This is a genomic window from Streptomyces sp. NBC_01261 (genome assembly GCF_036226385.1).
Lineage (GTDB): Bacteria > Actinomycetota > Actinomycetes > Streptomycetales > Streptomycetaceae > Streptomyces.
On the sequence record NZ_CP108463.1, the window covers coordinates 1204600 to 1222858 of the forward strand.

An 18259-nucleotide genomic window follows, 5' to 3' on the forward strand; every position below is an offset into this window, starting at 1 on the left:
CGGTCGATCTCCGCGGGGTGTCCAGAGAGGCACTGCGCCGGACAGCTCCCCAGTAGGGCCTCGCCCTCGTTCCGGGGACTCCCCACCCCCGTTTCGGAGAATATATCTCCACTTTCTTCGGCCCGGAAAGAGCCCTCGACTCACCCCTCCCGGATGATCACCGGCCGCCCGTCCGGCCACTCCGGGCGGGATTCCAGGCACCCATCCTGACCAGCGACGTTGCCTGAGATCCGTGTACCGGGGGCGCACCCCTGAAGCCGCCCTCGCGCCGCGCTCGGCCTGCCGACAGTCGCCGCCGGGACGCCAACGGGGCCGTTCTCCACTTCGGTTCGATCCCTTGACAGCCCCAACCGGCCGTTCCCAAACTACCGACCATTCGGTAGACGGCCCGGGTCGAGCGCCCTCGCTGTCGACATTCCAGAAGGGTTGATCACCATGCCCGAAGTGTCGCTTCACGATGCCCAGAGCCCGCCGGTCCCGGCAGTCACCACCTCCCACATCGGTCACGCGACAGCCGTGGGGGCGGCGGGATTCGCGTGGTGCTCGCTCATCCTCGGCCTGCACACTGCCGGCATCATCGACGCGGCCGACGGCACGATCGTGCTGGCGGGGACCTTCTTCTACGGCGGGATCGTCCAACTCGTCGCGGGCTTCTTCGCGTTGGCGTCCGGCGCGTCGTTCGCCGCAGCGTTCCTGACGGCGTACGGGGCGTTCTGGCTCGGCTACACCGTCATCGAGTTCTGGGCGGCGCCCCACATCGCGGGAGCCGCGGCAGCCGCGGCGAAGGCGGGCGGGGCGTCGGCGGAGGCCTCGGCGGCCGCGGGCGGACACGCGGTGATGCAGTCGCTGGGTCTTTTCCTCATCGCGTGGCTGGTCGTCACGCTGGTCTTCGCCGTCGCGAGTCTGGGCACGAACGCGGTGATCGTGAGCGCGTTCGCCCTGCTGACGCTGACGATCGTGCTGCTGGTGACCGCCTACCTGGGCGCTTCGAGCGCGGGTGTACCGAGCGATTCGGTGCTGCACACCGCCGGCTACGTCGAGATCGCGCTGGCCGCCGTCGCCTTCTATCTGGTCCTGGCGGAGCTGACCAACGACATCCGCGGACGCGACGTGTTCCCGCTCTTCGCCCTGAACCGCGACCGTCAGGCTGCCGCGCAGACGGCCTGACCCGGACAGCATGACGACGAACCCCCCACCCGTCTCCAGGAGCCGCATGAAAACGCCCAAGGCAACAGACCACCGGATCAAGCTGCCGCACAGAGTCACCGTACTGAGCAGTGCCTCCGCGGTACTCCTCCTGGTGGCCGCAGGCCAGACGACAGCCACCGCGCTCCCCGCGCACGCAACCAACTGGACCCCACCTGCGGCGAGTTACGCGGCGAGCGCGCCCGTCCACACCACCGTCACCATGGACGACGGCGTGCAGATCGCCGTCGAGGTCGTCCATCCGACCGACCCGAGCACCGGCGCCCGCGCGGCGGGCCCGTTCCCCGTGCTCCTGACCCAGAACCCCTACGGCGCCCAGCGCTCCGACCCCACCGACAACGGCACCTACTTCGTGCAGCGGGGCTACATCTACGTGGCCTCCGCGGTGCGCGGCACCGGTGACTCCGGCGGCCAGGTCGACTGGTTCGGGGACCGCCAGGGCAAGGACGGGGCCGACCTCGTCGACTGGGCGGCCCACTCGCTGCCGGGGTCCAACGGCAAGGTGGGGCTTGACGGTTGCTCCTACCTCGGGGTCGACCAGTGGTTCACGGCGGCGGCCGTGGGCAAGAACTCCGCGCTGAAGGCCATCACGCCGTTCTGCACCGACTCGGACTTCTACAACGACCTCACCGGCAACGGCGGTGTCCCGACGCCCTTCGTGGCCGGCATCGCCCAGGCCGAGCCGCGCGGCCCCGAGGACGACCCCGCCACCGACCCGCAGTCGGTGACCGTCGCCCAGCAGGCCTCGGGCGGTTCACGCTCGTACGACGACGCCTACTGGCAGTCCCTGAACGTCCAGAAGAAGCTCGTGCCGAAGATCGTGGGCAACGGCATTCCGGCACTGACCGAGGCCGGCTGGAACGACCTCTTCCCCGGGGGGAACCTCGGCGCCTATGTGTCCGCCCAAAACGCCTACTACCAGCGGCCGTTGACCGATCCGATCGCGTCGGACGACCGCGTCACCGGGCGGTACCAGGCGATCGTCGGACCCTGGACCCACGGCGAGCACGTCAACGAGGCGACGCTGCAGGGCATCCGCCTGGAGTGGTTCGACACCTGGCTCAAGAACGCGCCCACGGGGATGGCGAACACATCGACTCCCTTGCACCTGTTCGAGAACGGCGCGAACACCTGGGTCGACAGCGCCGCCTGGCCCCTGTCCTCCGACGCCCGCACCTACTACCTCGGCAACGGCTCCCTCACCCCCGGGGAACCGACGGACGAGGGCAGCGACACCCTCTCCTGGAGCACGGCGACCACAGCCGACACTCTGACCTACACCACCGCCCCGCTCACCAAGGCGGCCCTGCTCAACGGCCCGACCGACGTCACCCTCTACGCCAGGTCGACGACCCCGGAGACCGAACTCTCGGCCAAGCTGAGCATCGTCGCGCCGGACGGCACTACAACCAAGCAGGCCGACGGAATCCTGCTGGGCAGCCGACGCGCCCTGGACACCCAGGAGAGCTGGTACGGCGCCAACGGCACCCTGCTCAAGCCGAGTCACCCCTTCACCCAGGCGTCACAGCGCCCGGTGACACCCGGTCGGACCACGCGCTACGACATCTCCCTGCTGTCCAACTTCACCAGGATTCCGGCCGGTTACCGGATCCGGATCAGCGTCAACAGCCAGCCCCCGGCCGACTTCCACTTCCCCGTCGCACCGACCCCGCAGGAACTGGCGAACCTGGCCGGTGGCATCTACACCGTCGAACGCTCCCCGCGGGCGGCGTCCTTCGTCAACCTGCCTCTGACGACGCCGAGTTCGGCCACGCCCAGCGACACCGACTGGGGACCGTCCTCCTGAACCACGAGGGTGCGAGACACGGGTGGCAGGTCTGCGCGTACGGCAGACCTGCTACTCCTGTGTCGAGGCGGGCCTGACCAGACCCATCACCTGCTCCACCGTCTCGTTGCTCAAACTGGGTGTCGTCAGCGGGAGGTTGTCGGGACGCTGCCGGATGCCGTTCAGGATGATCTCGAAGTAGCGGCGCCAGACATCGGGCCGCTTGCCCTGGGTGAACTGACTGGCGGCGCTGAGCATCTGCACGATGACGGGGATGTCGGAGGGAGTGACCTCCGCACGCAAGTCCCCGCTCTCCTGCGCCCGTTGGATCAGAGCCTCCAGGAAGGGGAGCATCCCGCCCCGCATCGTCTCCATGGGCTCGGAGCTGTGACTGCCCAGCATGATCACTTCTTGGAGGCCACGGTTCTCGGCGAGGTCGGCCCCCATCTCCGTCAGGAAGTCCACGAACCCCTCCCATGGATCGGGATGCGTGAGCGCGCGCTCCGCGGACGCCTGCCGCATCCCGAGATCCTGCTCGAACAGGGCCCGTACGAGGGTGTCTTTGTCGGGGAAGCGCCGGTACACAGTCCCGACCCCGACCCCCGCGTGCCGGGCCACGTCGTCGAGCGTGACCTTCAGGCCGTGCCGGCCGAAGACCTCCCGCGCGGCACGCAGGATCTTCTCCCGGTTGAGGGCGGCGTCGCGCCTCAGCGGGCGGTCGCCCTCCATCGGGGTATCAACCCCGGAACCCTCAGCCATAACCTCATGTTAACTCTGGTGATCACAGGCAGGTTCGGCCACCGCACCCCTCTCTCGAAGGCACCCGGCGGAAAACGTTGCAACGACCATCGGGGTACACTGACGCCGCCCATCAGAACCGCGTCGTGCCTGGTAGCACGGCTGTCACAGCGAGGGGGTGGACGCCATTCAGGTTGGCCCCGCCCGCATTCAGGATGTCGCGGCCGCCGCGGGAGTCTCGGTCTCCACGGTGTCGAACGTCCTGAACCGGCCCGAGCGCGTCAACGCCCGCACCGCCGAACGGGTCCGCGACGCGGTCGCCGCCCTCGACTACGTGCCGCATCCGGGAGCCGCGGGCCTGCGCACCGGCCACTCGTCCTCGATCGGCCTGGTCCTGCCCGACGTCGCCAACTCCTTCTACTCCCGCATCGCCCGCGGTGCCGCCGACGCGGCCTACGACCACGGCTACTCCCTCGTGCTCTGCGACAGCGGCGACGCTCCCGAGCGGGAACAGGGCTACTTCACGATGCTGATCGAGCAGCGGGCCGTGGGCGCGGTGGTGGTCCCCCTCGGCGCCGACCCCACCCGTCTCACCCGGCTGCGCGAACGCGGCATCCCACTGGTCCTCGCGGACCGCGCGCTGTCGGCCCAGGACGGCTGTTCCGTCTCCGTCGACGACATCGCCGGCGGCCGGGTCGCCGTGCGGCACCTCCTGGACTGCGGGGCGCGCGACATCCTCGTCGTGAACGGCGAGCGCGGCATCGTGCAGTGCGCCGACCGCTACCAGGGCGCCCGCCAGGCCGTACGCACCCGCCGCGAGGCACGGGTCCGCCAGGTCGTCGCCGACGAGATGACGATGGCCTACGGCCTGGAGATCGCCCGCGCTCTCGACGACCTGCCCGACGGTGTCTTCTGCACCAACGACTTCCTCGCCGCCGGACTGTGCCGAGGCCTCGGCGAGCGAGGCGTACGAATACCCGAGGAGATTCAGGTGGTCGGCTACGGCGACCTCGACATCGCCAGCTTCGTCGGTACGACCGTGACGACAGTCCGGCAACCCGTCGAGGAACTCGGCAGAGCGGCCGTGGGAATGCTGCTCGACGAGGTGGAGGCCCGCGCCGAACACGCCCACGAGACACGGGTGTTCGCGCCCAACCTCGTCCTACGGGACTCCACTCGACCCCCGTCAGTCCCGAATCCGTAGCGTCACCGGCCCCAGCAGCCCCGACGAGCGCTGGGACGGGAAGGCCCAGGCGGTGGGGGTGGCTTCGGCGAAATACGGGGCCAGGGTGTTGTTCACGGTCACTTCCAGACGCACCAACCGCCCTGCGGTGCCCGGGAGTTGTAAGCGGTACGGAGGACAGAACGCCTCGCCGAGGCACTCCCCGTCGACGACGACCGACACGCTGCCGCGTACCCGCCCGAGGCCCAGCACCGGGTCCGGCCCGGCAGGAACCTCGACCTCCCCGCGTACGTCACACCACCGCTCCAGCCACCCAACCCGAGCAACTGCCAGTCACCCAAAGGCAGTTGTGCCGGAGCAGTGCGGACGCGCACCGGTCCCCGCCAGGCCGAGCCACCCCGTAGTACGGCCGTTGGTGCGGTGACGACCTCGACCTCCGTCGGTTCCGGGAGCGGCTGAGCCAGTGTCAGACTCGGGCCGTCGGGCTGTGTCTCAGCGCTGTCGCCGACCTGCACCGTCGCGGGCAACTCCAGTGGCAGTTCCAGCGATTCGCTGCCCGGCGGCAGGGTGCAGCGGAAACGCTGGGCGCGTTCGTGGACGGTGTCCGTGGATCGCAGCGGCAGTACGACGGTGCCGAGCACCGGTGCGCCGGTGAGCCACTCGGTGTCCGGCAACGGGTGGGGTCGTACGGCCGCGTAGCAGTGCTACAACTCTGCCCACCGGTCCTCGTGTTCGACGGTGCGACCGCGCCACTCCCCCGTCTCGGCCTCACAACCGGCCCCGCTCACGAGGGAGTTCACGGCCGACTCCGCGCGGGCCACGCAGTCGACGAACACCGCGTCGGCGGGTGACCGCGCTCTGGACGTTGGCGCCGGAGAAGCCGATCTGGTCGTAGAACCACAGGCGGGTGCCGATGTCCCGGGCGATCCGGCAGGTGTCGGTGAAGCGGTCCCACCACTCCTCGCCGAACCACGGCGGGTCGTCGGTCCGGGCGCCGAAGGCGGGGCCGGCCGGGGCCAGGTTGATGACGACGAGGTTGTGGACGCCGCCGTCCGCGAACCGGCGCAGCTGCCAGGCGAGTTGCTCGCGGGTGACCTCGGCGCCGGACCACCACCACAGCGGGGTGGGGCCGAAGTCCTGGGGCGGGGCGTCGAAAAGCTGCTGCAACGCGGGTGAGATCACGGTGTTGGTCCTTCCGGGTGCGGCTCGGTCACCCTCACGGATCAAAAAACGTTTTATGTCGGCTCTGTTGGCCTCCACCTGCGATGTTGGCACCGGATCCGAAGCTCGGGAAGGAGGCCGGCTCTGCTTGCCCCAAATTCCTTCGGATACCTGCAAGAAGGCTTGTTGGAACGTTTTTTGAACTCTATATTCACCGCGACCCCGGCCCAGAGCCGCGAGGAGCCGCATCATGATCCGATTCTCGTCTGCACCGGAACACGCGGAACAACCGCCCATCCCGAGGCACCTGTGGAAGGTCGCGGCCCTCTCGGGCATGGCCTCCTACCTCGACGCCGCGCTCATCGTCAGCATCGCCGTCAACCTGGCGATCTACCGCGACCACTACGACATGGGCGTGTGGATGGCCGGGGCGATCAGCGCGATCGTCACCGGCTGCATCGCCGTCGGCTCCCTCGTCGGCGGCCGGCTCGCCGACATGTTCGGGCGCCGCCGCGTCTACAACCTGGACATCGTCTGCTACGCGGTGGGCGCGATCGTCATCACCCTCGCCCCGAACGACATCGTCCTCTTCGTCGGCGTGCTCGTCGCGGGACTGGCCGCCGGCGCCGACCTGCCCACGTCCCTGGCCGTCGTCTCGGACGCCGCACCCCTGGACGGCCGGGCGCGGCTCGTGTCGTTCACCCAGGTCCTGTGGGTGCTGGGCATCGTCGTCGTCATCTTCCTCGGCTACGTCCTGTCGGACACCGGCATGGTCGGCGCGCGGATCATCACCGGCCATCTGATCGTCGCCGCGCTGGTCACCTTCCTGCTCCGCGCCCGGCTGGAGCTGGCCGAACCGTCCGAGGCGGTACAGCAGGAGGAGGCCGCCGCGCTGGACGCCCCACGCGGCATCGAGCTGAAGAACGTCTGGAACCGCGCCGCGCTGCTGCCGATGGTCGCGACCTTCGTCTACTACGTCACCTGGGGCATCGGCGCCAACACCTTCGGCCAGTTCGGCACCTACCTCCTGGTCACGGTCAGCGGCGCCTCACAGAGCCTGGCCACCGGCGTCAACCTGGCCTTCCTGCCGATCGCGCTGGTCCTGACCTTCGTCTTCGTCCGGGTCGCCGACACCCCCTGGCGCGACCGGCTGTTCTACGTCTTCACCGTCGTGCAGGTCGTGGCCTTCTGCATCGCCTCCCTCTCGGCGGGCGCCCTGGTCGGCATGCTCGTCTTCTTCGTGCTGTACCAGATCTCCAACCCCTTTGCCGGGGAGGCCAGTTACAAGGTCTGGTCGCAGCTCACGCTGCCGCCGGACACCCGCGGCACCACCCAGGGCCTCACCTACGCCCTGTCCCGCGGGGTCTTCGCGGGCGTCGCGTTCGTCACGCCCGCGCTGATGGACCACAGCGCGTCGCTCCTGCTGTGGCTGATCACGATCTGCATGGCGGCGTCCGGGGTCGCGGGTGTGTACGTCATCCATGTCCTCATCCGGCGCTCCCCCGAGACCGCCGTCGCCCCGGCGCCGGGTCTGGGCGTGGCCCGGACCTGATCCCGCGTCGGACACCGGAAGGAAGAGCACGCACCGCACACCCGAAGGAACGCCGCCCATGGCAACGACCGAACCCGCGACCGTGACCACCGAACCCACGACCATGACCGCGGAACGCGCCGCCGCCCTGCGCGAGTTGCTCCCCCCGGCGCCCCGCCGCCGCACCCGGATCGGGCTCGTCGCGGGCGGACTCGGCGCCTACTGGCCCCAATTCCCGGACCTACTACCGCAGTTGAGGGAGTCGTCGGCGTACGTCGCCGAGCGCTTCCAGCGGATGGACGCGGAGGTGACCGACGTCGGCTTCATCTCCGACGCCCAGGAAGGTGCGGTCGCGGCGGAGCAACTGCGGCGCGCGGACTGCGACTTGATCGTGCTGTTCCTGACCACGTATCTGACCTCGTCGATGGTGCTGCCGATCGCCCAGCGCTCGCACACCCCCGTCCTGGTCATCGACCTCCAGCCGTCCGAACGGATGGACCACGTCTCCTTCGACACCGGCGCCTGGCTCGCCTACTGCGGACAGTGCCCGGTGCCCGAGGTCGGCAACGTGTTCCGGCGGGCCGGCATCCCCTTCCGGTCGGTGTCGGGCTGGCTGCGCCAGGAGTCGGCCTGGCGGCGCATCGAGCAGTGGATCCGGGCCGCCCACGTACGCGCCTCGCTCCGGCATGCCCGGCACGGGCTGATGGGGCACCTGTATCCCGGCATGCTCGACGTGTCGACCGATCTGACGCTCCTCCCCGCGACGTTCGGCTCGCACGTGGAGGTGCTGGAGTTCGACGACCTACGGCACCGGGTGGAGCAGGTGAGCGAGGCCGAGACCCGTGAGCGCACGGAACTCGCCCGGCGGATCTTCGCCGTGGACGACAGCGTGGTCGACGAGGACTTCGCATGGGGAGCGACGGTGTCGGTCGCCCTCGACCGGCTCGTCGAGGACTTCGGCCTCGACACCCTCGCCTACTACCACCGAGGACTCGACGGCGAACTCCACGAACGGCTCGGCGCCGGCATGATCCTGGGCGCCTCCCTGCTCACCGCCCGGGGCGTGCCGGCCGCCGGCGAGTACGAACTCCGCACCAGTCTCGCCCAGTTGGCGACCCAGAGCATCGGCGCCGGGGGTTCCTTCACCGAGATCCAGGCCCTCGACTTCGAGGCCGGCGTGGTGGAGATGGGCCACGACGGGCCCGCCCACCTCGCGGTCAGCGCCCGCGACCCGCTCCTGCGCGGCCTGGGCGTCTACCACGGCAAGCGCGGCTGGGGCGTCGGCGTGGAGTTCGACGTCCAGCACGGTCCCGTGACCCTCCTCGGTCTCGGCCAGGACGCCGACGGCACCCTCTCCTTCGTCACGTCCGAGGGCACCGTCGTCCCCGGACCGCACCTCGCGATCGGAAACACCACCAGTCGCGTCGACCTCGGCCGCGATCCCGGCGAGTGGGTCGACGCGTGGAGCGCGACGGGCGTAGGCCACCACTGGTCGCTGGCGCTGGGCCACCACACGGCGGACTTCCGGGCGGCGGCGAGCCTGTTGGGGATCGAGCACCGGGAGGTGTGAGCGCGGGCTCCTGAAGGACACCCCGTCAGTAGGGCAACTTGATCCGGTGCTCCTCCAACGCCACGGAGTAGCGGCTCAGCAGCGCGTCGAAGCCCGCCAGCAGCAGCCCCGCCGCCTCCCCCGCCTCGGCCAGGTCGCCCCGCTCGCAGGCCTCCACCACCTCGGCCACATCGCCGCGGAGGATGTGCAGCGAGTCGCCCTGGATGAGCACACCGGGCAACCGGCGGCCTGGCAACCGGACCACGGCGTCGTTACCGCCGTCAGTGAACAGCTCTGCGTCTATGCGCTCCATGGAGCCATCCAACCCGACATCCCCGGCCGACACCAACGACTTGGCGCGCGACGGAACTTGGGCATCGCGGAGCGGCACCCGTGAAAGGACCCCCGTCGCATTCGGCTCGACTCCCGCCGCCCCCGTCATGCCCGCGCCCGAACCCTGGCGGCCGGTGCTCGACAACAGGACCTCTGTCGGCGGCCTGCTCGGCATCGGTTTTCGCCACCGATCCCGGCACCGGGCACGATCTCGCGATGGTGGTCTCGACCGACGGTCACGGCCTGTTCGACGCGTTCACCGGTGAGAAGATCGCCCGTGACCGGGACCCCGATCCCGGAACAAGCACGCCCGACCGCCACCCGGATCTCGTCTGCCCCGGCCTCGGACCGATCACGGGCGTCCCGGTACGGATCGCCGGTCTCTTCGGCGGCGGCCTGCGCGGCGGGTCGTCCGACGGCTGGACCGTGGACCTCGTCAGCCCCGAGTGGCCGCACGACCGGGTCGTCCTCTCGACGGGCCAGGGCATCCACAAGGGGCAGGCCGGAGAGCCCTGGCGGCCCGTCCTCGACACCGACTACTCGGAACTGCGTGCTGCGGGCTTCTCGCCCTCCGGTCAGACCCTCGCCGTCGCCACGAGCAGCGACCTCACCCTGTGGACCCGCCGCGCCCCGCACTGACGTAGGGCCGCCTCCCCGGCTCCCGGTCGCGGCCGTTCACCCAGAGGAGCAGGACCACCGAGGACACCGCGGCGACCGCGCACCACGTCGAGACGAACTCCAGCTCCCACAGCGTCCAGCAGACCATCGCGCCGGCCGTGACCAGGATCCCGAGCACCACCAGTCCGCGCTCACCGGACAGGAGCAGCGAGCCGATCGTCGCCACGAGGTAGCCGGCGATGACCAGTTGGGCGTAGGGAAGGTCCACGACGTAGCCGAGAGTGTGACCGCGGATCTCGGCCGTCACGGGGTGCACGGCGAGGGCGTGGGCGAGGGCCGCCGCGGTCGCCGCGCCGAGCGCGACGAGCACGCCGATACGGGGCCGGGCCCGGCGTGGCGCGGCGCACCACACGCCCACCGGGACCCACACCGCCAGCAGGGGCATGGCGATGACGGCCCAGGCGAGGGTGGCGGGCCCGCTGCCCCCGTCGGCGGCCCACACCGCCGACTCCACGATCTGATGGGCGCCGAGCAGCAACGGCAGTGCCGCCATCGGGAGATCGGTCCGCCGGCGCGCCCGGACCACACAGGCCACTCCTACGGCGGCGACCGCCGCGCCCGCCACGAGGTCGGCCTTCGCACTCCAGCACATGGCACCTCCACGGGATCCGTTCGCGTACGCCTCGCCACGCTACGTCTCCGCCGCGCCGCGTCCCGGGTGACACGACGGCCGCAGCGCGCGGTCACGACATACCCGCGAGCCCGCCTCCGGCGCCCGGACCGGACAACACACCGCTCCCCGGGCCCAGTTGACGGCCCTGCCACGAAGCCACCCCCGGCCTGCGCGGGAACGTCCCCCCATGATTGGCTGACCCCGCCCACCGCACACCGTGCGCACGCACAGGAGGACACCGCAGCCATGAGCAACGCCTACACGTTCGAGTACAAGGTCGTCAGCTTCCGGGAGTCGCTGATCGGCGACGCGCTGGACAGCGACAAGCTGGAGAAGGTCCTCAACAAGCACGCCGAGGACGGCTGGGGCCTCAAGGCCATCACCGCCGCCGACGTCAAGGGCCGCATAGGTCCCGGCGCGGTCGAGGGCCTGCTCCTCACCTTCGAGCGGCCTCGCGCGTAACGACCGATGCCGTACGCGGGACGGGGGACGGGACTCAGCGCCGATGCGTGAACGGCCTACCGGGGCCCGGGATCTCCCCCGACCCGCGCGGGATCAGCTCGGTCGGCATGACGACCCTGCGCGGCGGTGACGTGTCCCCGTGGATGCGGGCGAACAGCAGATGCGCGGCGCTCGTCGCGAGGGCGACCGGGTCCTGCGCGATGACCGTGACCGGCGGCGTCAGCTGCGCGGCCAGCGCGAAGTCGTCGAAGGCGATGAACGCGACGTCGGCGGGCAGCACGGCCCGCACGCCGAACGCGAGGACCTCGTTGCCCGCGAGGACGGCCGTGGGCGGCTCCGGCGCGGAGAGGATAGCGGTGACAGCCCGGGCGGCGTCCGCGCCGGACCCCAGCCCGTGCCGCACGAGCGCCGGATCGGCATCGATGCCGGCGGCGTTCAGGGCCGCCAGATAGCCGCGGTGCCGTTCGCCGAAGGTCCAGATCTCCGGCTTGTCGCCGAGGTAGCAGATGCGGCGGTGGCCGTGCCCGATCAGATGGCGTACGGCCTGCCGTACCGCGCCGAAGTTGTCCACCACCACGGTGTCCACGTCCAGTCCGGGCGCCACCCGGTCCACGCACACGATCTTCGTGCCCCGGGCCTGCGCCGAGCGCAGAACGCGGTGGTCGCCCGCGACCGGGGTGAGAATCAGCCCGTCGACCCTGCGGGCGGTGAAGGCCGCGATGACCTCACGTTCGCGCCGGAGGTCGGCGCGGCTGGAGCCGATGAGGACCATGTTGCCGCGCCGGTGGGCGACGTCCTCGGTGGCCGAGGCGACGGCGGCCATGAACGGGTCGGCAACATTGTCCACCATCAGTCCGATGGTCTGGCTCCATCGGTCCGTACGGCGTAACTGCCGTGCCACGTCGTCGCGTTGATACCCCAGCTTGCGGACGGCGGCCTCCACGCGGGCGGCGGTGAGGGGAGCCACGCCCGCCTCGCCGTTGACCACCCGGGACACCGTCATCACGCTCACGCCCGCTTCCGCGGCTACGTCTTTCATCCTGGGACGGCTGGCCACGCCGCGTCCTCCAGATCTCGCCCAGCGCGACCGGACCGGCGGACCGACAGCGTCCGCCCGAATCCCTGTCCGTCCCGACCCTTGACGCCCACTCATGGGCCTCCCAGAATCGACGAACTGTTAACGATACCAACCAGAAAGCACAGCATGGCCTCTGCAAGGGAACCACTTCTCGCGGCACACGGCGTGGTCAAGCGTTTCGGCCATGTCCAGGCGCTCTCGGGCGCGGACTTCACGGCGTACGCCGGCGAGGTCGTCGCACTGATCGGTGACAACGGCGCCGGCAAGTCGACGTTGGTGAACGTACTTTCCGGCGTCCTCACCCCGGACGAGGGCGAGGTGCGCCTGGACGGGGTGCCGGTCCGGTTCACGGGGCCGATGGACGCGCAACGGCACGGAGTCGAGACCGTCTACCAGGATCTCTCCCTGGCGCCGGATCTTGACGCAGCGTCAAATCTCTATCTGGGAAGGGAACTTGTACGCGGAGGCCTGCTCGGCCGACTGGGCGTGCTCGACCGTCCCACCATGCGCCGGCAGGCCATCGCGGCGTTCGGTGAACTGGGCGTGGAGCTGAAAGATGTGACGGCTCCTGTGACAACGTTGTCAGGAGGGCAACGGCAGTCCGTGGCCGTGGCACGCGCGGTGGCCTTCGCCAACAAGGTCATCTTCATGGACGAACCGACCGCCGCCCTGGGCGTCGTGCAGCGCGCCCGGGTCCTGGAGACCGTCCGCAGGGTCGCCGACCGGGGCATCTGCGTCGTCCTCATCAGCCACAACATGCCCGAGGTGCTGTCGGTCGCCGACCGGATCGAAGTACTGCGGCTGGGGCGCCGGGTCGCCTCGTTCAGCGCGGCCGACGCCACGATCGAGAAACTCGTCGGCGCCATGACCGGATCACTGGACGAGCCCGTGCACAACGGCGACGACGGCCCGGTCGGCGCGACGGAAGCGGAGGACGGGCGATGAGCGCCAACAGCCAGGACATCAAGCCGGCCGCCCCGGCACAGGGGCCGCCCCCGGCCGCCGACGGACGCCTCGCGATACCCCCGTGGCTCCGACGGGCCGCCGGAATCAGCGAGTTGTGGACCTTCGTGATCCTCGTCGCGCTGGTCGCGTTCTTCACCATCGCGGCACCGGGCAAGTTCTTCACCACGTACGACATCACGCAGATCGCCGTGAACGCGGCCATCTATCTGGTGCTCGGCGTCGGCATGACGTTCGTGATCATCACCGCGGGCATCGACCTGTCGATCGGCTCGGTGCTGGTGCTCGCGGCGGTGGCCGCGGGCGAGTACAACATCCACCACGGCGGCCCCACCGCCGGCTGGTTCACGGTCGCGGTCTGTGTCGTCATCGCCCTTGCGGTGGGAGCGGGTTGGGGCGCGCTGCAGGGTGCGGTGGTGGCGACCGGGAAGGTGCCGCCGCTGATCGTGACCCTGGGCGGACTGGGCGCGGCGCTCGGCATCGCCGAACTCGCCACCGGCGGCCAGGACCCGTCCGGCGCGTCCGCGGCGCACCTCCAGAACAGCCTGGGATTCGGCAAGTTGCTCGGCATCCCCTGGATGGTGATCCTCGCCGCGGTGGTCACCGCCCTGTTCGGCGCGGTGCTCGGCGCCACCAAGTTCGGCAGCCACACCCTGGCGATCGGCTCCAACCCGACCGCGGTCCGCCGCGCGGGCATCCCGGTGGGCCGCCACCTGATCAAGGTCTACGGCCTGATGGGCCTCCTCGCCGGTCTTGGCGCGGTGATGTGGCTGGCGTCGTACGGCACGACGTCGATCGCCGGGCACTCCACCGACAACCTGAAGGTGATCACCGCGGTGGTCCTGGGCGGTACCAGCCTGTTCGGCGGGCGGGGTTCGGTGCTGGGCACCGTGATCGGTGTCTTCATCCCCGCGGTGCTGACCACCGGGCTGATCGTCATCGGCGTTCAGCAGTACTGGCAGGACGTCGCCGTCGGTGTCGTGCTGGTCGCCGCCGTCTACATCGACCAGATGCGCAGGAAGACCCGGGAGCGCGCATGACCGCGACCCCTGCCGCAGCCTTCGCCCCAACCCTCGTATGACCCAGGAGGACACCCTTATGTCGAGCATCCGCATCACGCGCAAAGTACTGGTCGCCGCGGGCACCGTGCTGGTCCTGACCGGCGCCGCCGCTTGTAGTTCGTCGAGCGACAGCGGCAGTTCGGGGTCGAAAGGAGGGGCCTCCGGCAAGAAGGTTCGGCTGATCACCGGTGTGAAGAGCGACCCCTTCTACATCACCATGACCTGCGCGGCACAGACCGAGGCCAAGGCCAAGGGCATGGAGTTCAGCGCCGACGGCTCCGCCCAGTGGGACGTGTCGGTGCAGCGCCCGCTCATCGACTCGGTGGCCGCGACCCGGCCGGACGGGCTGCTGATCTCGCCGGTCGACACCAGCGCGCTCACCCCGTCGCTCAAGCAGATCCAGTCGTCCGGGACCAAGGTCGCGCTGGTGGACACCACGGTCTCCGACTCCTCGATCGGCATCACCCGGATCTCGTCCGACAACGAGAAGGGCGGCCGGGTGGCGGCCGACGCGCTCGCCAAGCTGATGAACGAGAAGGGCTCGGCCATCGTCATCAGCGTCAAGCCCGGCGTCTCCACCACCGACGCCCGCATCAAGGGCTTCACGGAGGAGATGAAGAAGTACCCGAACATCAAGGTGCTGCCCACGCTCTACGACAACGACCTGCCGGCCACCGCGGCCTCCCAGATCCAGTCGACGCTGGCGGCCCACCCCGACCTGGGCGGTGTCTTCGCGGGCAACACGAACACCGGCCAGGGCATAGCCACCGGTCTCAAGCAGGCGGGCAAGGAGGGGAAGGTGCAGGTCGCCGCGTTCGACGCCGAGCCGGACGAGATCGCCTCGCTCAAGGCCGGCACCCTTCAGGTCCTGGTCGCGCAGGACCCGGCGGCGATCGGCAAGGAGGCCGTCGACCAGCTCGCCGACGCCTTCGAGGGAAAGACGGTCCAGAAGTCGATCGGCACCAACATGGTCGCCATCACCAAGGCCAACATGAACCAGCCCGAGATCAGCAAGTACTTCTACAAGGCGGGGTGCTGAGCACAGTCCCACCGCCGCCGCTGCCGGGTGCCCTCCTGCGTCACGGGTGCCCGGCAGCGGCGTACCAGAAGAGGGATCGAGTCGTATCGAAAAAGGGGATCAGAAAGGGGACTTTGCATGACCATGCGCGAGGGTGCATAATCTTCCCATGTCTAAGGTCCTCACCTCCCTCCCCACCGGCGAGCGCGTCGGCATCGCCTTCTCGGGCGGACTCGACACCTCCGTCGCGGTCGCCTGGATGCGCGACAAGGGTGCCGTCCCCTGCACCTACACCGCCGACATCGGCCAGTACGACGAGCCCGACATCGCCTCGGTGCCCGGCCGCGCGCAGGCCTACGGCGCCGAGATCGCGCGGCTGGTCGACTGCCGTGCGGCGCTGGTCGAGGAGGGCCTGGCCGCGCTGACCTGCGGGGCGTTCCATATCCGCTCCGGCGGGCGCGCCTACTTCAACACCACCCCGCTGGGCCGCGCCGTCACCGGCACGCTGCTGGTGCGGGCGATGCTGGAGGACGACGTCCAGATCTGGGGCGACGGCTCGACCTTCAAGGGCAACGACATCGAGCGGTTCTACCGCTACGGCCTGCTGGCCAACCCGCATCTGCGGATCTACAAGCCCTGGCTGGACGCGGACTTCGTGACGGAGCTCGGCGGCCGCAAGGAGATGTCGGAGTGGCTGCTCGCGCACGAGCTGCCGTACCGGGACAGCACGGAGAAGGCGTACTCCACCGACGCCAACATCTGGGGCGCCACCCACGAGGCCAAGACGCTGGAGCACCTGGACACGGGTGTGGAGACCGTCGAGCCGATCATGGGCGTGCGCTTCTGGGACCCGTCGGTCGAGATCGTCACCGAGGACGTGACGATCGGCTTCGACCAGGGCCGCCCGGTGACGATCAACGGCAAGGAGTTCTCCTCCCCCGTCGACCTCGTCATGGAGGCCAACGCGATCGGCGGCCGGCACGGCCTGGGTATGTCCGACCAGATCGAGAACCGGATCATCGAGGCGAAGAGCCGCGGCATCTACGAGGCCCCCGGCATGGCCCTGCTGCACGCGGCCTACGAGCGGCTCGTGAACGCCATCCACAACGAGGACACGGTCGCCCAGTACCACAACGAGGGCCGGCGCCTGGGCCGTCTGATGTACGAGGGCCGCTGGCTGGACCCGCAGGCCCTGATGGTCCGGGAGTCCCTGCAGCGCTGGGTCGGCTCGGCGATCACCGGTGAGGTCACCCTGCGGCTGCGGCGCGGCGAGGACTACTCGCTGCTCGACACCTCGGGCCCGGCGTTCAGCTACCACCCGGACAAGCTCTCCATGGAGCGCACCGAGGACTCGGCCTTCGGCCCGGTCGACCGCATCGGCCAGCTCACCATGCGCAACCTCGACATCGCCGACTCCCGCGCCAAGCTGGAGCAGTACGCCGGCCTCGGCCTCATCGGCACCGGCAACACCGCGATCGGCGCCGCCCAGGCCGCCGCGACCGGCCTCATCGGCAGCATGCCCGAGGGCGGCGCCGAGGCCATCGCCTCCCGCGGCGAGGTCTCCGAGGACGACGCGCTCCTGGACCGCGCGGCGATGGAGTCCGGCACGGACTGATCGACTCCGGGGATCAGCATCGCCGTTGGGCCGGTTCGACGCGTTGGGCGTCGGGCCGGCCCCTCGTCGTTCGGGGCGGGATCGGACCGGTCACCGAGGCCCACGTACCCTTCCTCCGTGACCACGCACAACACCATCGCCGTGAGCGTCGACGCGATGCTCGACGACCTCCGGACCCTCGTCGAGGTCGAGTCCCCCTCCCGTGACCTGGATGCCTTGCGGGAGTCGGCCAAGGCTGTCGCCGCTGTCATCGAAGGGCGGCTCGGTGGGCGGGCCGAACTGGTGGAGAGCGAGGGCGGACCGCATGTCCACTGGTCCGGTGGTGGGACGCCCCGCGTGCTGGTCCTCGGTCACCACGACACCGTGTTCCCGCTCGGCACCCTCGCGCGTCGGCCCTTCCTGGTCGAGGACGGGCGGGTGACCGGGCCCGGTGTCTTCGACATGCTGGGCGGTCTGGTGCAGGCGATCCACGGACTGGCGGCGCTGGACGACCTTTCGGGCGTCGAGATTCTGGTGACCGCCGACGAAGAGGTCGGTTCCCGCTCCTCCCGGGCGCTCATCGAGGAACGTGCCCTCGCCTGCGGTGCCGTGCTGGTGGTCGAGGGGGCCGCCGACGGCGGGGGTGTGAAGACCGGCCGTAAGGGATGCGGCACGTTCGAGGTCTCCGTCGCGGGCCGGGCCTCGCACGCGGGCCTGGAGCCGGCGGCCGGGGTCAACGCGCTGGTCGAGGCGGCGCATCAGGTGCTGGACATCGCGGCGTTGGCACGGCCGGAGGTCGGCACGACGGTCACGCCGACCGTCGCGTCCGCCGGGACACTGGACAACGTCGTTCCCGCGCGGGCGACCCTAGTCGTGGACGTGCGGGTCGAGTCGGCCGGCGAGAAGGAACGGATCGAGGCCGCGTTCGCCGCCCTCGCGCCGCATCTCGACGAGGCGGTGATCACCGTGGAAGGAAGCGTCGGCCGGCCGCCGATGCCCGAGTCGGCCGCGGCCGAACTGTTCGCGGTGGCGCGGGAGTTGTTGCCCGGACTCGAAGGACGGGCGGTCGGCGGCGGGAGCGACGGGAACTTCACGGCCGCGCTGGGGGTGCCGACGCTCGACGGGCTGGGCGCGGTCGGGGGCGGGGCGCACGCCGACCACGAGTATCTGCTCGTCGCGTCGATGGCCGAGCGGGCGCACCTCGTCGCCGGGCTGGTGGACGCGATCCGGAGCGCCTGACCCCCGGGTTTGTCGGGTCCGTTCCGGCGGCATCAACAGGCCGTCGGAGAGACATACTTGACCATG

16 protein-coding genes and 2 pseudogenes are annotated in these 18259 nt (G+C 70.2%); 12 read left to right on the plus strand and 6 right to left on the minus strand.

What is annotated here, in order from left to right:
- Positions 1–435 precede the first annotated feature (435 nt).
- A complete protein-coding gene (locus OG226_RS05275) occupies positions 436–1167 on the plus strand; it encodes an acetate uptake transporter (protein ID WP_329348107.1) in 732 nt (243 codons plus the stop codon).
- A gap of 46 nt (positions 1168–1213) precedes the next feature.
- Positions 1214–3013, plus strand: coding sequence for a CocE/NonD family hydrolase (locus OG226_RS05280; RefSeq protein WP_329348108.1), 1800 nt, complete (start codon positions 1214–1216; stop codon positions 3011–3013).
- 51 nt (positions 3014–3064) lie between these two features.
- Here OG226_RS05280 and OG226_RS05285 read toward each other — a convergent pair whose 3' ends face one another.
- The gene (locus tag OG226_RS05285) at positions 3065–3751 is read right to left on the minus strand and encodes a TetR/AcrR family transcriptional regulator (RefSeq protein WP_329348110.1); all 687 of its coding nucleotides are present in this window, start codon (positions 3749–3751) and stop codon (positions 3065–3067) included.
- A 157-nt stretch (positions 3752–3908) separates the two neighbouring features.
- On the opposite strand from OG226_RS05285, the gene OG226_RS05290 reads away from it, so the two are divergent.
- The gene (locus tag OG226_RS05290; protein ID WP_329348111.1) at positions 3909–4934 is read left to right on the plus strand and encodes a LacI family DNA-binding transcriptional regulator; all 1026 of its coding nucleotides are present in this window, start codon (positions 3909–3911) and stop codon (positions 4932–4934) included.
- Here OG226_RS05290 and OG226_RS05295 read toward each other — a convergent pair.
- Positions 4917–5755, minus strand: a pseudogene (locus tag OG226_RS05295) (glycosyl hydrolase); the annotation flags it as partial. The gene OG226_RS05290 and the pseudogene OG226_RS05295 sit on opposite strands and share 18 nt — an antisense overlap.
- Positions 5682–6095 carry a hypothetical protein gene (locus OG226_RS05300; protein WP_329348114.1) on the minus strand — a complete coding sequence of 138 codons (414 nt, stop codon included), beginning with the start codon at positions 6093–6095 and terminating at the stop codon, positions 5682–5684. The gene OG226_RS05300 and the pseudogene OG226_RS05295, both read right to left, overlap by 74 nt.
- A 229-nt stretch (positions 6096–6324) precedes the next feature.
- Between OG226_RS05300 and OG226_RS05305 the strand changes: the two genes are divergently transcribed.
- Positions 6325–7626: an MFS transporter gene (locus tag OG226_RS05305; RefSeq protein ID WP_329348115.1), complete on the plus strand. Its 1302-nt coding sequence runs from the start codon at positions 6325–6327 to the stop codon at positions 7624–7626.
- Positions 7627–7684: 58 nt separating this feature from the next.
- Complete coding sequence (locus OG226_RS05310) at positions 7685–9175, plus strand: L-fucose/L-arabinose isomerase family protein (protein WP_328675508.1); 1491 nt, start codon at positions 7685–7687, stop codon at positions 9173–9175.
- A gap of 25 nt (positions 9176–9200) precedes the next feature.
- Here the strand turns inward: OG226_RS05310 and OG226_RS05315 are convergent, their stop codons facing one another.
- Positions 9201–9467: a DUF6959 family protein gene (locus OG226_RS05315; protein WP_327399095.1), complete on the minus strand. Its 267-nt coding sequence runs from the start codon at positions 9465–9467 to the stop codon at positions 9201–9203.
- Positions 9468–9594: 127 nt separating this feature from the next.
- Between OG226_RS05315 and OG226_RS05320 the strand changes: the two are divergent.
- Positions 9595–10126: pseudogene (locus tag OG226_RS05320) on the plus strand (hypothetical protein).
- On the opposite strand, the gene OG226_RS05325 reads toward OG226_RS05320, so the two are convergent.
- Positions 10095–10757, minus strand: coding sequence for a DUF6629 family protein (locus OG226_RS05325; protein WP_329348117.1), 663 nt, complete (start codon positions 10755–10757; stop codon positions 10095–10097). The pseudogene OG226_RS05320 and the gene OG226_RS05325 overlap by 32 nt on opposite strands.
- 267 nt (positions 10758–11024) lie before the next feature.
- Here OG226_RS05325 and OG226_RS05330 point away from each other — a divergent pair, with 267 nt between their 5' ends.
- Entirely contained in the window at positions 11025–11240 is a 216-nt protein-coding gene (locus OG226_RS05330; RefSeq protein ID WP_019056094.1) for a DUF4177 domain-containing protein, read from the plus strand.
- 34 nt (positions 11241–11274) lie between these two features.
- On the opposite strand, the gene OG226_RS05335 is transcribed toward OG226_RS05330, so the two are convergent.
- Positions 11275–12279: a LacI family DNA-binding transcriptional regulator gene (locus tag OG226_RS05335; protein WP_329348119.1), complete on the minus strand. Its 1005-nt coding sequence runs from the start codon at positions 12277–12279 to the stop codon at positions 11275–11277.
- Between the two features lie 165 nt (positions 12280–12444).
- Here OG226_RS05335 and OG226_RS05340 point away from each other — a divergent pair, with 165 nt between their 5' ends.
- From OG226_RS05340 to OG226_RS05360, 5 genes are all read left to right on the plus strand, one after another.
- Positions 12445–13263 (plus strand): ATP-binding cassette domain-containing protein, encoded by an 819-nt coding sequence (locus tag OG226_RS05340; RefSeq protein WP_328675530.1) that lies wholly within the window; start codon positions 12445–12447, stop codon positions 13261–13263.
- The gene (locus OG226_RS05345; RefSeq protein ID WP_328675532.1) at positions 13260–14321 is read left to right on the plus strand and encodes an ABC transporter permease; all 1062 of its coding nucleotides are present in this window, start codon (positions 13260–13262) and stop codon (positions 14319–14321) included. The genes OG226_RS05340 and OG226_RS05345 overlap by 4 nt, the downstream gene beginning before the upstream one ends.
- A 58-nt stretch (positions 14322–14379) precedes the next feature.
- Entirely contained in the window at positions 14380–15381 is a 1002-nt protein-coding gene (locus OG226_RS05350) for an ABC transporter substrate-binding protein (RefSeq protein WP_328675534.1), read from the plus strand.
- 148 nt (positions 15382–15529) lie between these two features.
- Positions 15530–16975: an argininosuccinate synthase gene (argG, locus tag OG226_RS05355; protein ID WP_033280510.1), complete on the plus strand. Its 1446-nt coding sequence runs from the start codon at positions 15530–15532 to the stop codon at positions 16973–16975.
- 156 nt (positions 16976–17131) lie between these two features.
- A complete protein-coding gene (locus tag OG226_RS05360; protein ID WP_443044913.1) occupies positions 17132–18193 on the plus strand; it encodes a M20 family metallopeptidase in 1062 nt (353 codons plus the stop codon).
- Positions 18194–18259: the final 66 nt, after the last annotated feature.